The organism is Pseudomonas iranensis (assembly GCF_014268585.2).
In the GTDB taxonomy this organism is placed as follows: domain Bacteria; phylum Pseudomonadota; class Gammaproteobacteria; order Pseudomonadales; family Pseudomonadaceae; genus Aquipseudomonas; species Aquipseudomonas iranensis.
This window is the reverse complement of sequence record NZ_CP077092.1, coordinates 187,111-202,835: the sequence shown is the minus strand read 5'-3', so window position 1 is coordinate 202,835 and position 15,725 is coordinate 187,111. Positions and strand designations below refer to the sequence as shown.

General features: G+C 60.1%; 14 protein-coding genes. 6 read left to right on the top strand and 8 right to left on the bottom strand.

Translation table 11 applies throughout. The annotated features are described in order from the left end of the window. Positions 1 to 15: 15 nt before the first annotated feature. The 6 genes from HU724_RS00915 to HU724_RS00890 all read left to right on the top strand — a co-directional run bounded on the left by HU724_RS00915 (position 16) and on the right by HU724_RS00890 (position 6,479). Positions 16 to 441: a F0F1 ATP synthase subunit epsilon gene (locus HU724_RS00915; protein WP_016772407.1), complete on the top strand. Its 426-nt coding sequence runs from the start codon at positions 16 to 18 to the stop codon at positions 439 to 441. 118 nt (positions 442 to 559) lie between these two features. Continuing rightward, positions 560 to 1,927 (top strand): bifunctional UDP-N-acetylglucosamine diphosphorylase/glucosamine-1-phosphate N-acetyltransferase GlmU, encoded by a 1,368-nt coding sequence (gene glmU / locus HU724_RS00910; RefSeq protein ID WP_016772408.1) that lies wholly within the window; start codon positions 560 to 562, stop codon positions 1,925 to 1,927. Between the two features lie 206 nt (positions 1,928 to 2,133). Next, entirely contained in the window at positions 2,134 to 2,910 is a 777-nt protein-coding gene (locus HU724_RS00905; RefSeq protein ID WP_186568701.1) for a DeoR/GlpR family DNA-binding transcription regulator, read from the top strand. A gap of 2 nt (positions 2,911 to 2,912) precedes the next feature. After that, positions 2,913 to 4,745: a glutamine--fructose-6-phosphate transaminase (isomerizing) gene (gene glmS, locus HU724_RS00900; protein WP_076564725.1), complete on the top strand. Its 1,833-nt coding sequence runs from the start codon at positions 2,913 to 2,915 to the stop codon at positions 4,743 to 4,745. Between the two features lie 76 nt (positions 4,746 to 4,821). Beyond that, a complete protein-coding gene (locus HU724_RS00895) occupies positions 4,822 to 5,748 on the top strand; it encodes a LysR family transcriptional regulator (protein WP_110644606.1) in 927 nt (308 codons plus the stop codon). A gap of 104 nt (positions 5,749 to 5,852) precedes the next feature. After that, positions 5,853 to 6,479: a glutathione S-transferase family protein gene (locus HU724_RS00890; protein WP_186568703.1), complete on the top strand. Its 627-nt coding sequence runs from the start codon at positions 5,853 to 5,855 to the stop codon at positions 6,477 to 6,479. Positions 6,480 to 6,486: 7 nt separating this feature from the next. Here the strand turns inward: HU724_RS00890 and HU724_RS00885 are convergent, their stop codons facing one another. Genes HU724_RS00885 through HU724_RS00850 form a run of 8 tightly spaced genes read right to left on the bottom strand, consistent with a single transcriptional unit; the run spans position 6,487 to position 15,475 of the window. Beyond that, positions 6,487 to 7,617, bottom strand: coding sequence for a glycosyltransferase family 4 protein (locus HU724_RS00885; protein ID WP_186568705.1), 1,131 nt, complete (start codon positions 7,615 to 7,617; stop codon positions 6,487 to 6,489). Beyond that, positions 7,618 to 8,748, bottom strand: coding sequence for a glycosyltransferase family 4 protein (locus tag HU724_RS00880; RefSeq protein ID WP_186568707.1), 1,131 nt, complete (start codon positions 8,746 to 8,748; stop codon positions 7,618 to 7,620). It lies immediately after the preceding gene. Beyond that, positions 8,732 to 10,099, bottom strand: coding sequence for a glycosyltransferase family 4 protein (locus HU724_RS00875; RefSeq protein WP_186568709.1), 1,368 nt, complete (start codon positions 10,097 to 10,099; stop codon positions 8,732 to 8,734). The genes HU724_RS00880 and HU724_RS00875 overlap by 17 nt, the downstream gene beginning before the upstream one ends. Further along, a complete protein-coding gene (locus tag HU724_RS00870; RefSeq protein WP_186568711.1) occupies positions 10,096 to 11,349 on the bottom strand; it encodes an ABC transporter ATP-binding protein in 1,254 nt (417 codons plus the stop codon). The genes HU724_RS00875 and HU724_RS00870 overlap by 4 nt, the downstream gene beginning before the upstream one ends. Continuing rightward, complete coding sequence (locus HU724_RS00865) at positions 11,349 to 12,146, bottom strand: ABC transporter permease (protein WP_186568713.1); 798 nt, start codon at positions 12,144 to 12,146, stop codon at positions 11,349 to 11,351. Before HU724_RS00865 ends, HU724_RS00870 begins: the two co-directional genes overlap by 1 nt. After that, positions 12,147 to 13,589, bottom strand: coding sequence for a mannose-1-phosphate guanylyltransferase/mannose-6-phosphate isomerase (locus HU724_RS00860; protein ID WP_186568715.1), 1,443 nt, complete (start codon positions 13,587 to 13,589; stop codon positions 12,147 to 12,149). A gap of 3 nt (positions 13,590 to 13,592) precedes the next feature. Further along, a complete protein-coding gene (gene gmd, locus HU724_RS00855) occupies positions 13,593 to 14,564 on the bottom strand; it encodes a GDP-mannose 4,6-dehydratase (protein WP_186568717.1) in 972 nt (323 codons plus the stop codon). After that, positions 14,561 to 15,475, bottom strand: a complete 915-nt coding sequence (locus HU724_RS00850; protein WP_186568719.1) for a GDP-mannose 4,6-dehydratase — start codon at positions 15,473 to 15,475, stop codon at positions 14,561 to 14,563. Before HU724_RS00850 ends, gmd begins: the two co-directional genes overlap by 4 nt. Between the last annotated feature and the right edge of the window lie 250 nt (positions 15,476 to 15,725).

The following is a 15,725-nucleotide window of genomic DNA, read 5'->3' as shown; positions in this document are numbered from 1 at the left end:
GGTTGAGGCAATCAGATGGCTATGACAGTCCATTGCGATATCGTCAGCGCGGAAGGGGAAATCTTTTCCGGCCTGGTCGAGATGGTGATTGCGCACGGTGCACTGGGTGATCTTGGTATCGCTCTGGGTCACGCGCCGCTGATCACTAATCTCAAGCCGGGTCCGATCCGCCTGATCAAGCAAGGCGGGGAAGCCGAGGTGTTCTACATCTCCGGTGGTTTCCTCGAGGTTCAGCCGAACATGGTCAAGGTACTTGCCGATACCGTGCAACGTGCTGCCGACCTGGATGAAGCTCAGGCTCAGGCAGCTCTCAAGGCTGCCGAGAATGCCCTGAACGAAAAAGGCGCGGACTTCGATTACGGCGCCGCTGCCACTCGTCTGGCCGAGGCTGCAGCCCAGCTGCGCACCGTCCAGCAGATCCGCAAGAAGTTTGGCGGTTAATCCGTCATCCGCTTGTTGTGCGATTGATAAAAAAGGGTAGCCTCGGCTACCCTTTTTTCTTTTCCGAATTCCCACAAACCGGTCGCAGTTGCTGACCACCCAGGATTGGTAGCCAGTCATGTCTCTCGAAATCGTTATCCTCGCGGCCGGTCAAGGCACTCGCATGCGCTCGGCGCTGCCCAAGGTGCTGCACCCGATTGCCGGCAACTCCATGCTCGGCCATGTTATCCACAGCGCTCGGCAACTTGATCCACAACGCATTCACGTGGTGATCGGTCACGGTGCCGATGTGGTGCGTGAGCGGCTGGCAGCTGATGACCTGAATTTCGTGTTGCAGGACAAGCAACTGGGCACTGGCCACGCCACCGCCCAGGCGGTGCCGTTCATTGATGCCGACACCGTGCTGATTCTTTACGGTGATGTGCCGCTGATCGAAGTCGAAACCCTGCAACGTCTGCTCAAGCATGTCGTGCCGGGCCAGATGGGTTTGCTCACTGTCGAGCTGGATGACCCGACCGGTTACGGCCGCATCGTGCGTGATGCTGACGGCAAGGTCGCGGCGATCGTCGAGCACAAAGACGCCAGCGAAGCGCAACGTGCGATCACCGAAGGTAACACTGGCATCCTCGCTGTGCCGGCCGATCGCCTGGCGGACTGGATGAGTCGCCTGTCGAACAACAATGCGCAGGGCGAGTACTACCTCACCGACGTAATCGAAATGGCGGTCAGCGATGGTTTGGTGGTGGCTACCGAACAACCGCACGACCCGATGGAAGTGCAGGGCGCCAATGATCGCAAGCAGCTCTCTGAACTGGAGCGTCATTACCAGTTGCGCGCCGGCCGTCGCCTGATGGCTCAGGGCGTGACCCTGCGTGACCCGGCGCGTTTCGATGTGCGTGGCGAAGTCAGCGTAGGCCGCGATGTGCTGATCGACATCAACGTGATCCTGGAAGGCAAGGTGATCATTGAAGACGACGTACAGATCGGCCCGAACTGCGTGATCAAGGACAGTACCCTGCGCAAAGGCGTGGTAATCAAGGCCAACAGTCATATCGAAGGTGCCATTCTCGGTGAAGGCAGCGACGCCGGTCCCTTCGCGCGTTTGCGCCCGGGCACCGTGCTCGAAGCGCGCGCCCATGTCGGTAACTTCGTTGAGCTGAAAAACGCCCACATGGGCGAGGGTGCCAAGGCTGGCCATCTGACCTATCTGGGCGATGCCGAAATCGGCGCACGCACCAACATCGGCGCCGGCACCATCACCTGCAACTACGATGGCGCGAACAAGTGGAAAACCGTGTTGGGCGCTGACGTTTTCATCGGCTCCAACAACTCGCTGGTCGCGCCTGTGGATATTTCCAATGGTGCAACTACTGCTGCCGGCTCGACCATCACGCAAAATGTGGATAACGCTCAGTTGGCGGTTGGCCGAGCCCGTCAGAAGAACATCGACGGCTGGAAGCGGCCGGAAAAAATCAAAAAATCCTGATTTATCCACAACCTCCTGTGGGAGCGAGCCTGTTCGCGAATGCGGTTTGTCAGTCACGTCTTCACTGGCCGAGACTCCCTTTCGCGAGCGGGCTCGCTCCCACAGTCGTTTCAATCTTTCTGAATTTTTCTCCCCGCGTCTTGACGGCAACCTTTCGATAGAGTTTCATTGCTTGCGTTATCTTTCGAATCGAAACTTAAGCTGCCATGTCCAAGCGCAATACTCCTCAACGTCGCCATAACATTCTCGCCTTGCTCAATGAGCAGGGCGAAGTCAGTGTCGACGAGCTGGCCAAGCGTTTCGAAACTTCCGAAGTTACGATTCGCAAGGATCTCGCGGCGCTGGAAACCCATGGTCTGTTGCTGCGTCGTTACGGCGGGGCGATCACCATGCCGCAAGAGCTGGTCGCAGAAACGGCGCAGAGTATTTCCAAGTACAAGCAGGCGATCGCCCGCGCGGCGGTCAAACGCATCCGCGAGCACGCGCGCATCATCATCGACAGCGGCAGCACCACCGCCGCGATGATTCCCGAACTGGGCCAGCAACCGGGTCTGGTGGTGATGACCAACTCGCTGCATGTCGCCAATGCCTTGAGCGAACTGGAACACGAGCCAGTGCTGCTGATGACCGGCGGCACTTGGGATCCGCACTCGGAATCCTTTCAGGGCCAGGTCGCGGAGCAAGTACTACGCTCCTACGACTTCGACCAACTGTTCATCGGCGCTGACGGTATCGATCTGGTGCGCGGCACCACCACCTTCAATGAACTGCTCGGCCTCAGCCGAGTGATGGCCGACGTTGCGCGAGAAGTGATCGTCATGGTCGAGGCCGACAAGATCGGTCGCAAGATTCCCAACCTGGAGCTGCCCTGGAGCAGCATCCATACCCTCATTACCGATGATCGCCTGTCTGTCGAGGCACGCGATCAGCTTCAGGCCCGCGGGATCAATTTGATCTGTGCGGCTGTCAGTCAGGAGAAATAACCATGTGTGGCATTGTCGGCGCTGTAGCTGAACGTAACATCACCGCCATCCTTCTCGAAGGCCTGAAGCGCCTCGAATACCGCGGCTATGACAGCGCCGGTGTGGCGGTTTATACCAATGACCAGACCCTGGAACGCATGCGCCGTCCGGGCAAGGTCAGCGAACTGGAAACCGCGCTGGCCGAACACCCGCTGGCCGGGCGCCTCGGTATCGCCCACACCCGTTGGGCTACCCATGGCGCGCCGTGCGAGCGCAATGCCCACCCGCATTTTTCCGGTGACATTGCGGTGGTGCACAACGGCATCATCGAGAACCACGAAGCCCTGCGCGAACAGCTGAAAGCGCTGGGCTATGCGTTCAGCTCGGACACCGACACCGAAGTCATCGCGCACCTGCTGACCCACAAGCTCAAGGAACAACCGGACCTGACTGCCGCGCTCAAAGCGACCGTCAAGGAGCTGCATGGCGCCTACGGTCTGGCAGTGATCAACGCACAGCAACCGGATCGTCTGGTTGCCGCGCGCAGTGGCAGTCCATTGGTGATCGGCCTGGGCCTGGGCGAGAACTTCCTCGCTTCCGACCAGTTGGCTCTGCGTCAGGTCACTGACCGCTTCATGTATTTGGAAGAAGGCGATATCGCTGAAATCCGTCGCGACAGCGTGCAGATCTGGGACGTAAACGGCAACGCTGTCGAGCGCCAGACCGTGCAGTACACCGACGGTGCCGAAGCCGCCGACAAGGGCGAGTTCCGCCACTACATGCTCAAGGAAATCCACGAGCAACCGGCGGTGGTCCAGCGCACCCTCGAAGGTCGTCTGGGCAACAATCAAGTGCTGGTTGAGGCCTTCGGTCCACAAGCTGCCGAGCTGTTTGCCAAAGTGCGCAATGTGCAGATCGTCGCCTGCGGCACCAGTTATCACGCCGGCATGGTCGCGCGTTACTGGCTCGAAGAACTGGCCGGTATTCCGTGCCAGGTCGAAGTCGCCAGCGAATTCCGTTATCGCAAAGTGGTGGTGCAGCCTGACACGCTGTTCGTGACCATCTCGCAGTCCGGTGAAACCGCTGACACCCTCGCGGCGCTGCGCAATGCCAAGGAGCTGGGCTTCCTCGCCAGCCTGGCGATCTGCAACGTCGGCATCAGCTCGCTGGTGCGCGAATCCGATCTGACCCTGTTGACCCAGGCCGGCCGCGAAATCGGTGTGGCCTCGACCAAAGCCTTTACCACACAACTGGTCGGCCTGTTGCTGCTGACCCTGTCGCTGGGTCAGGTGCGCGGCACTCTGGCCAACGGCGTCGAAGCCACACTCGTCGAAGAACTGCGTCGCCTGCCGACCCGTCTCGGCGAAGCGCTGGCGATGGACAGCACCGTGGAAAAAATCGCCGAGCTGTTCGCCGAGAAAAACCACACCCTGTTTCTCGGCCGTGGTGCGCAATTCCCGGTCGCGATGGAAGGTGCCTTGAAACTCAAGGAAATCTCCTACATCCACGCCGAGGCCTACCCGGCCGGCGAGCTCAAGCACGGCCCGCTGGCACTTGTGGATAACGACATGCCGGTGGTCACTGTCGCGCCGAACAACGAACTGCTGGAAAAGCTCAAATCCAACCTGCAGGAAGTCCGCGCTCGCGGCGGCGAGTTGATCGTGTTCGCGGATGAGAAGGCTGCGATGACCAACGGAGAAGGTACCCACGTGGTGCAAATGCCGCACATCCACGACATTCTCTCGCCGATCCTTTATACGATCCCGTTGCAACTGTTGTCGTACTACGTCGCCGTGCTCAAGGGCACCGACGTCGATCAACCGCGCAACCTGGCGAAATCGGTCACCGTGGAATAAGTTATCCACCGTTGATCTAAGCTCTCCCACAATCGCAGCCTCGGCTGCGATTGTCGTATCCGCCCGGAGGAATTCGATGGACCGCTTTCAGGAAATGCAGATCTTCGTTGTTGTCGCCCAGGAGCAAGGCTTTTCGGCGGCTTCGCGGCGTCTGGGTCTGTCGGCGGCGAGTGTCACCCGGGCGGTGGCGGCGCTGGAGCAGCATATCGGTACGCAGTTGCTGGTGCGTACCACGCGCACAGTGCATCTGACTGAAGCCGGGCAACGTTACTGCGATGACTGCCGGCGGATTCTTGCCGAAGTGCAGGAAGCCGAGGATTCGGCGGCAGGCAGCCATGCCTTGCCGCGCGGGCAGTTGACGATTACTGCGCCGGTGCTGTTCGGCGATCTGTTCGTGACGCCAGTGATGGCCGATTACCTTTGTCGTTATCCGGATGTGTCGATCAACGCGCTGTTGCTGGACCGGGTCGTCAACATGGTCGAGGAGGGCATTGATGTCGCGGTGCGCATCGGTGAGCTGCCGGACAGCAATCAGCATGCGATTCGCGTCGGGGAAGTGCGGCGGGTAATCTGCGCTTCGCCGGGCTTTCTGGCTGAACATGGCCGCCCGGACCATCCGCAGGCCTTGGCCGGGCTGCCGGTGGTGGCGACGTCGGCGATCGGTCAGCAACGCAACTGGCCGTTTCTCGACGGCGGTGAAGCACTCAGTGTGCGCACCGAACCGCGCCTGACCGTCACGGCCAATCAGTCGGCGATCACCGCTGCGCGCAAAGGCCTGGGCCTGACGCGAGTGCTGTCCTATCAAGTGGCGGACAAAGTCGCGGCGGGGGAGTTGGAAATCGTCCTCGCCGAGTTTGAATTGCCGCCGTTGCCGATCCATGTGGTGTATCAAGGCGGGCGCAAGGCACCGGCGCGGATCCGCAGTTTTGTCGACTTCGCCGTGAAGGCGCTGCGCGAGCATCCGGCCTTGAGCGCAGCGGCGTTATTGCACGAGATGAAATAATCGATTGCAGCGGCTGGTTATTCTGTTGTTCCGGCAACCCATGGATGATGACTCCATCGGCGCGCTCATTCCCGTAGCGACGTCACTTTCCAGCGGAGTCGACCATGCAAGCGATCAAACTCTACAACTTCCCACGTTCCGGCCACGCCCACCGCGTCGAGTTGATGCTGTCGCTGCTGCAACTGCCGACCGAGCTGATCTTCGTCGATCTGGCCAAGGGTGAGCACAAGCAGCCGCAGTACCTGGCGATCAACAGCTTCGGCCAAGTGCCGGCGATTGATGACAACGGCGTGGTGCTGGCCGATTCCAATGCGATTCTGGTTTATCTGGCGCAGAAATATGGCAACGGACGCTGGCTGCCGGCCGACCCGGTGGGCGCAGCGCATGTGCAGCGCTGGCTGTCGGCAGCGGCGGGATCGATTGCCTTTGGCCCGGCGGCGGCACGCCTGATCACGGTGTTTGGTGCGCAACTGAATGCCGAGGAAGTCATTGGCCGTGCGCACAACCTGCTCAAGGTCATGGAGCTGGAGTTGGGCAAAACAGCGTATCTGGCGGGCGAAGAGCCGACCATCGCTGACGTGTCTGCCTACAGCTACGTTGCTCACGCGCCGGAGGGCAATGTCTCGCTGGATGACTACGCCAATGTTCGCGCCTGGCTGGCACGGATCGAAGCGTTGCCGGGTTTTGTCGCGATGCCGCGTACGGTGGCAGGGTTGCAGAAAACCGCGTGATCTCCACTCAAGCGTAGGACAGAGCCTTTTCAGCCAGCAGTTCCTGATACAGCTCTGTCCACTTGCGACCCATCTCATCGGCGGTGAACAACTGCCGATAGCGCGCTTCCGCTTTGACCCCCATCTCGGCAGCACGCTCAGGGTTTTCCCAAAGCGTACGCATGGCTTCACGAAAGGCCTGTGGATTGCTCGGTGGCACCACCAGTCCGGTTTCGTTGTGGATATTGATGAAACTGGTGCCGGTGCCGATTTCGCTGGAGATCATCGGTTTGCCGTACATCGCGCCTTCGAGCAGCGAAATCCCGAAAGCCTCGGAGCGCAGGTGCGAAGGAAATACGATCGCGTAACTCAATTGCAGCAACGCCACTTTGTCCTCGTCACTCAGTCGGCCGAGAAAGTGAATATTGCGCAGGCCCAGCGCGGCGGCCTGTGCATGCAGTTCCTGCTCCAGCGGACCGGCACCGACAATCACCACCGGATAATCGATGTCTTTGAGCGCATCGAGCAGGATGTGCAGCCCCTTGTAATAACGCATCACCCCGACGAACAGAAAGAACTTATCCCCAAGCTCTTGGCGCCAGCGGTTCATGCGTTCGGTATCAGGCTGTGGATAACCTGCTTTATTCAGGCCGTAGGGGATAACGCGGGTCTTGTCCTGAAACTGCTGCAGCACATCGCTGGTGTGCAGATAGTTCGGCGATGCAGCAACGATGCGGTCGGCGCTGGCGAGGAAGCGATTCATCAGTGGCCGATAGAGCTTGAGCAGATGCTTCTGGCGAATGATGTCCGAATGATAGGTGACCACGCTCGGCTTGTTCACGGCGCTGGCGAAATGCACCAGGTCCATGAATGGCCACGGGAAGTGATAGTTGATCACGTCGGCTTCGGCGGCCAGCTCACGGAACTGCTTGAACACGCTCCAGGAAAAACCGGTCGAGGCGAACTGAATATCCAGCTTCGCCCGATGTACTTCGTGCTGGCCCAGTTGCACCACAGGCGGTGTCGGATCGGTGCTGAGGGTCAGCACTTGCCCATCAATGCCATGCTGGGCGCCGCTTTCGCACAACTGAAAGATGACTTGTTCGATGCCGCCGACCGAATCGGGCAGGTACGTCTTGAAGAAATGAAGAACGCGCATTCAACCTCCCATGGCCTGGCGATAGGCACCGGCCGTAGCTTGTGCACAACGTTGCCAGGAAAAAAGCCGCGCCTGCTGCAATCCTGCTTCGCGGCAGGCCTGCCAATGCTGCGAGTCGTCAAGCAGACGGCTCATTGCATCGCGCAGGCCCTCGGCATCGTCCGCTTCAATATAGTTGCCAGCCGCACCGGCCACTTCCGGCATCGCCGAAGAACGGGTGGTCACCACCGGCGTGCCACTGGCCATGGCTTCCAGCACCGGCAAGCCAAAGCCTTCATACAATGATGGAAATATCAGCGCCCGGGCGCCGGCCAACAGTTGCGCCAATTGCTCATCGGGCAGATAGCCGAGCAGGCACACGTGGCCGCTGGCCAATGCCTGGCGCAGTGGCTCGTTGAACTGCTCGCGCTGCCAACCGGCCATGCCCGCAATCAACAAGGGAAAGCGCTGGCGCACAGCGTCTGGCAGCAGGGCGTGGGCCTGCAACGCCAGGCTCAGGTTCTTGCGTGGCTCGAGGGTGCCGACACAGAGGAAATATTCCCGTGCCTGGACAGCGTGAGCCTTGAGCACACTGTCGATTTCCTCAAGTGGCCGAGGACGGAAGCGTTTGGCCACACCCAACGGCGCCACCACGAATCGCTGTGCAGGGAGATTGAAGTAGGCCTGCGCCTCGTCAGCGATCGCCTGCGAATCGGTCAGAATGACCCGCGCCTGCTCCACGCCCGCGGCCAGACGACGTTCGATTTCCCTCAAACGTGCTGGTGGCTGGGTTTCTGGAAAATGCAGGTGCGTCAGATCATGCAGGGTGATCACGGTCGGGCCGTCGAAGGCCAGGGGCCACAGGCTCGGCTCGTGATAAAGATCGAGCCCTTGTGCACGCCCCTGATCAAAACGTTTCTGCTCCAGCCAGCGGCGTGCCTGATAGGCCCCGGGAATTTGCCGCAGCAATGGCGTCATGCGCGAGTAGCCGGGCATGGCTGCGGCCGGCAGGGCCGAACTCCAGCCCCATCCGTGAAACAGGCTTACGTCCACATCGGGTTCGCTGCGCAAGGCGTTGACCAGTTCGGCGACGTAGTGGCCAATGCCGGTGCGCGGTGCTTGCAGGATGCGGGCGTTAAGAGCAATGCGCATGCGGCCTCGCTTGCACGCGCGGGGCCTGCTGAACATGGGCAAGGCTGCGTGTCGCCAACTGCTCACTGGCCTCGCGCCAGCCGATCCAGCGCCAGTCAGCGACGTCGCGGGCAGCAGGGAACTGTCCGCTGCGTTGATAGGTTTCGATCAGATCGGCAAGGCTTTGTGGATCCAGCAGATCGAAATACGCCATGAACTCGCCACCGATTTCGCGGAATACCGCGATGTCGCTGCCCATCGCTGGCAAACCGCGCTGCATGGCTTCCACCAGCGGCAGGCCGAAGCCTTCAACGAACGAGGGGAAGACCAGCGCGCTGGCCTGCGTGTATGCGTATTCCAGGCTGGTGTCGCTCAGGTCATTGAACATGAACAGGCGCCGATTCAGTTCCGGATGATTGCGGATTCGCTCGAGCAGCGCGTCGCATTTCCAGCCGATACGCCCGGCGATGCACAAGCTTGCCGTCGAGCCGGCAGCCCAGGCGCGTTCGAAGGCGTCGAGCAGGTACCCATGGTTCTTGCGCGGCTCGATGGTGCTGACCATCAGAAATACCGGGCCGGATGCAGCGAACAGATCCTTGAGGCGTGGTTCGATCGTTGCCGCGCCGTGATGCAGGTCGAGCTCGGACCCCAGATAAAAGTAATCGAACCAGCGCTTTTCAGACTGCTCGGCACCGATTCTGCGTTGCAATTCACCACGCACCTGATCAAGCACCGTGGCGGAAATTGCCATGTAGCCGTCAGCTGTGCGGGTGATCCAGTCAAACCATTCGTTGAAAACCTCGACTAGACGCGTGTCGTAAAACTGCGGATGCGTCAGCGGAATCAGGTCGTAGATCACCGCGATCATGCCGACGCCGTCGCGTTTGAGCTGCTCGACATGGGCGAAAAAGTCCGAGTGCCAGGATGAATCCAGCAGCACCAGTTGATCGCCCGGGTGGTGTTGAAGCGGCGAGCAACGTTTAAGCAGCTGCCTGCGATTGATCCGTCTGACCAGCCGAATCGGCAGGCCGAGCACGGCAAACTGGGTCAACCGATAGCTGACATAAAGGAGCCGCCGTGCCAGTTTCGAAGTGCATAGCGCATCGCGGCGCTGATGCCATTGCCCGAAGCGGTGGGCGAGGCGCTCCAGGCGTTCACCGAAGGTTTCGAGGCTGTTCCAGAATGGTGTATCGAGTGGCGCCAGTTGCAACACGCGATAGAGCTGGCCATTGATCACCACCACTGGCATGCACTCGACGCCTTCAGCGCTGGCGGGCAGCTGCTTGATGACGTTGCGCACCACGCGCTGGATCCCCGAATTGACCTTGGGGTGTTTGAATACGTGAGTGCATTCAACCAGCAGCCGGGTCATGGTGTGTGCTCGACGTGGCTGACTTCGGTATGACGGCTGATTGTGGTCTGCGCATTCAGCCATGAGCAGCCGACGAAATCTTCGCGTCGATTGTTGATGACATGAAACACCAGACCGAAGTCTCGCCATTCGAAGTTTCGATCCAGATGCGAGTCCAGCCTCGACAGGCTCAGCGCTACGGAATAGTTGCCTTTTCCAAGGCCCATCACAAACGCGAAGCGATAGTTGATGCGCTCACCGGCGCGCAGATTTTCCAGCGCTTGGTTCTGGCGATGGGTATTGATCCCATACATGGGCTGGCCGAGACGATCCTTGATCATGAAACCGAGCACCAGCCTCTCGATGTCCTGACGTACCTCGACGTCCACTGCCAGGACCACTGGCTGGCCGACTTCGGCGGCCTCGATCAAGCGCTCGGATTCGTCGAGCAGGCGCACCCGCACAATGCCGGCTTCACCGGTACCCGACACGGTCTGCACGTGGCCGCCACTGAGCATTTCCTGGCGCACTGTCTGGCCCTCGCGCTCGGCGAGCAAAGCGTTGTAATAATCCATTACGGCTTCAGGCCTGTCGTGCATGGCCAGACGGCCACCATCAAGCAAGATCGCGGTATCGCAGATCGACTGAATCGCCGAGCGGTCGTGGGACACGATCAGCAAGGTTGTGCCAGCCTCGCGAAAGCTGCGGATGCGCTCAAAGCTCTTGTGCTGGAAATACGCATCCCCGACAGACAACGCTTCGTCGACGATCAGAATATCGGGGCGGCGAGCGGTGGCGACGCTGAACGCCAGACGCATCTGCATTCCACTGGAATATGTACGCACCGGCTGATCGATCGCCTCGCCGATTTCCGCGAAGCTCTCGATTTGCGACATCAAGGCGTTGATTTCTTCAAGTTGCATGCCGAGCAATTGCCCGGCCATCACGGCGTTTTGCCTGCCGGTAAAGTCAGGATGAAAGCCCATCCCCAGTTCCAGCAATGCGGCGACCCGGCCGGTCAACTCAATGGTGCCGCAGGTTTGTCGGGACGTGCCGGTAATCATCTTCAGCAGCGTACTCTTGCCTGCGCCATTGACTCCGACGATGCCCACGGCCTGGCCCGCAGGTATTTCGAAGGTCAGGTCCTTCAATACCCAGTGCCGGTTGTGCCGCAATCGGGAAAAGGGAATCAGCCATTCGGCCAGACGACTCCAGCGACTGGGGTATTGTTTGTAGGCTTTGCCCAGCCCGGTAACACGGATATGTCCCATCAGAGTTCATCCACCATTTCACCGACTCGCTGGCGGAACAGGCGCAGTCCGATTGCGCAGAAGACCGCGCCGATCATGAATGCCGGCAATAGTGAACTCCAGGCTGGCCACTGGCCGTAAAGGAAGACATTCTGATAGCTGGCAATCAGGTTTGTCAGAGGGTTGAATCGCAGCAGACTTTGCAGCCACTCCGGCAAAATGGTGATCGGGTAGACGATCGGTGTCAGCCAGAACCAGAACTGCAGGCAGATGCCGAACAGCTGGCCGACATCGCGAAAGAATACGTTCAATACGCCAAGGACCATGCCCAGCCCGGCGCAGAACATCATTTGCAGAGCAATCAGCGGAATCAGCGCCAGCAAAGCCATTCCCGGCCAGCGCCCGGTGATCAGCAGAAAACCGAGAAACAGACTGATGATGATGGCGAAATTGATCCCGGCGTTGATCAGGACGATCACCGGCAGGCAGATCCTCGGGAAGCTGATTTTCTTCAACAGATTGGCGTTTTCCAGAAACATGTTCTGACTGCGCAGTGTAATTTCGGAAAACAGTCCCCAGGCCAACAGACCAGCGCACAGATAAATGCTGTAGGCCATGCCGTCATCCACACCGGGCAAACGGGCACGCATGATGTGGGAGAAGATCACGGTGTAAACGATGATCATCGACAGCGGATTGAAGATCGGCCATAGGGCACCGAACAGCGAATTGCGATAACGCGCTTGAAACTCGCGCTGCACGCTACCGAGGATGAAGCCACGGTAGCCATGCAGCGAGCGGTACAGGGAAAGCAGCATTCAGACCGTCCTGCCATATTGATCTTCGAAGCGAACGATATCGTCCTCGCCCAGATATTCGCCGCTTTGCACTTCAATGATCACCAGATCGATCACCCCGGGGTTCTCCAGGCGATGCTTGTGGCCGGCAGCAATGAACGTCGATTCGTTCTTGGCGACCAGAGTCGTGCCGGAACCGTTGTTGGTGACCTTGGCCATGCCTTCGACCACCACCCAGTGTTCGTTGCGGTGATGGTGCATTTGCAGCGACAGCTTGCCGCCGGGTTTGACCACGATGCGCTTGATCTTGAAGCGCGGGCCTTCCTCAAGCACGGTGTAAGTGCCCCATGGCCGACTGACCGTACGATGCAGGCGATAGGCTTCGTGGGACTTGTCCTTGAGTTGCTTCGCCACGCGGCGTACATCCTGCGCACGGTCGGCATGGGCCACCAGCACCGCGTCGGCGGTATCGACGATGATCAGGTTATCCACACCGACGGTCGCCACCAGCCGGCCTTCGCTCTGCACGAAGTTGTTGTGGCTGTCGATGAAGATCGCTTCGCCGCTGGCGCGGTTGTTGTTGGCATCGGCGGGAGTCAGCGCGGCGACCGCGCTCCACGAACCGATGTCGCTCCAGTCGAAACCGGCAGGCACTACCACGACTTTTTCCGAGCGCTCCATCAGCGCGTAATCGATGGAGATGTCGGTGATTTCGGCAAACAGCGTTGGCGACAGCTCCTGTTGCAGGCAGCCAACCGTTTCCACCGGTGCGCTGACGGCCATGCAGGCGCGGGTCTGTTCCAGCAACTCGGGTGCGTGCAGTTGCAGTTCGGCAATGAGCGTCGCGGTGGTGAAGCAGAACATCCCCGAATTCCACAGGAAGTTGCCGCTCTCCAGGTAATGCGTGGCGGTCTGCAGGTCGGGTTTCTCGACGAAACGCTGCACCTTGGCCGCACCCTTGGCGTCCAGCGGCGCCCCGGTCTCGATATAGCCGAAGCCGGTTTCCGGGGCGGTCGGAACCACGCCAAAGGTCACCAGATAACCGTCCTTCGCCAGATTCACTGCGTGCTCGACCGCACTCTTCAAGGCGTCCTGATTGACGATCAAGTGATCGGCCGGCATCACCACCATGATTGCATCGTCACCATGCAGCGCCTGCAATGACAGTGCTGCCGCTGCGATCGCCGGTGCGGTGTTGCGCCCGCTTGGCTCCAGCAGAAAGTGCCCGCGATGGCGCGACACATGCGCCGCGCAGTAGTGATCCTTGCTCTGGAAGTAATACTCGCGGTTGGTCACCGTGACGATGTCGCCCCAGCCGTCCAGCAACGCCGCCGCACGCTGGTAGGTCTTGCCCAGCAGCGACTGGCCGTCGGGCAGGGTCATGAACGGCTTGGGGTGGCCCTCGCGGGACACCGGCCACAAACGGGTGCCGGCACCGCCGGACAGAATCACCGGAATCAGCATGGCCTACTCCTTGGCGACGCGTTTCATGTCCGCATCCATCATCATGCGGATCAAGGTATCCAGGTCGGTTTTCGGTTTCCAGCCCAGCACACGCTGGGCCTTGGCCGGGTTGCCGAGCAGCACTTCGACTTCGGCCGGGCGGAAGAACGCCGGGTCGATCTTCACGTAATCGCGGTAGTTAAGGCCGACGTGATCGAAGGCAATGCGGCACATTTCGCGCACGGTGGTGGTGATGCCCGTGGCGACCACGAAGTCGTCGGGTTTGTCCTGCTGCAGCATCAGCCACATGGCTTCGACGTAATCGCCGGCAAAGCCCCAATCGCGTTTCGCGTCGATGTTGCCCAGCGCCAGGTCCTGCTGTTTGCCCTGCTTGATGCGCGCGGCGGCGTCAGTGACCTTACGGGTAACGAATTCGATGCCGCGCAGCGGTGATTCATGGTTGAAGAGGATGCCGCTGCTGGCGTGCAGGTTGAAGCTTTCGCGGTAGTTGACGGTAATCCAGTGGCCGTAGAGCTTGGCCACGCCGTAAGGGCTGCGGGGGTAAAACGGGGTGTTCTCGTCCTGTTGCTCAGCCTGGATCAGGCCGAACATTTCGCTGGTCGAGGCCTGATAAAACCGTGTGTGCGGGCTGAACTGGCGGATCGCTTCGAGCAGGTGTGTCACGCCCAGCCCATCGACGATGCCGGTGGTCACCGGTTGATCCCACGAGGCGGCGACAAAACTCTGTGCGGCGAGGTTGTAGACCTCGTCCGGTGCCGACTTGATTACCGCACGCTGCACCGAACAGGCGTCCGCCATGTCGCCGTCGAGGTAGACGATATCGGCTTCGATACCCGTCTCGCGCAGGCGCCAGCGTGAATCGCTGCTGCGCCGGGCGACGAGGCCGTGAACCTTGTAACCCTTGTCCAGCAGCAGTTTGGCCAGATAGGCGCCGTCCTGGCCCGTGATCCCGGTAATCAGTGCACTTTTTGTCATTGTTGTCGTACTCGCATCTCCCAGTCGGACAGGATCGCCCGCAGGGATTGTTGTGTGGTGGTGGCTGGCGCCCATCCTGTGGCGCTGGCCAGTTTTGCGTGACTGCCGCAGACACGGCGCTGGTCGGCGCGCCGCATGCGCGCCGGATCCGCCACCAGTTCTACGTCGACTTCGGCCAGATCGGCCAATTGCTCGATCAGGCTGCGAATGCTTTGCTCGCGGCCCGAGCAGATGTTGTAGACCTGCCCGGGTGTGCCGTTTTCCAGCAGGGCGAAATACGCTGCGATCACGTCGCTGACATCAAGAAAATCCCGCGTAACGTCGATATCGCCGACTTGCAATTGCGGCGCTTGCAGACCCTGTCTGATACGGCAGATCTGCCGGGCTGCGCTGGCGATGACGAAGCTGTCTTTCTGCGCGGTGCCGATATGGTTGAACGGACGCGCCACCAGCACTGCCCAGCCTTCACTCAGGCCCCATTGCAAACTGAGGAACTCCGCTGAAAGTTTGCTCACCGCGTACGGATTGCGCGGCAGCGGCGGTTGTTGCTCGGTGATTGGCAGATGCTCTTCGGCGACTTGCCCGTAAACGTCGCCGGAGCTGACGTACAGGAAAGTGCCGGAAAAGCCGCGCGCCTTGAGCGCCTGCAGCAGGTTGAGGGTGCCGAAAAGATTGATATCGAAGGTGCGGGCCGGGTCACGAAAGGCTTCCGGCACGAAGGTCTGGCCGGCCAGATGAATGACTGCATCCGGCAACTCAGGCCAAAGGTCGATGAGGCTGTCGGCGTTCGTAAGGTCGTAGGCCGATGCGGCAGGCAGCAGCTCCCACGACGAGCCCGGCGACGCCAGACGAGACTGAATGTGTTGTCCCACGAAGCCGCTGAGGCCCGTGACGAACAGACGTTTTTTCAAACAGCGACCCCTTGGTCATGACTCGCGCCGCTTTCCTTGCACGCTTTGAGGAAAGCCCTGTCAGACCGGAGGAAACATCCGGTGAAACAGCAGGCGAAGCCGTTGTTGTAGTTGTTTGGTTGCCAATCTGTGCCAATTGCTCGGCAATTTCAACCGGGCAAACCGTGACTGATCAGTTCTCGTCAGCATAGTCCGATTTATTCTCGCCCGGCGGTTCCCGGACTCGCGATGGATGTGTTTAGAATGGCCC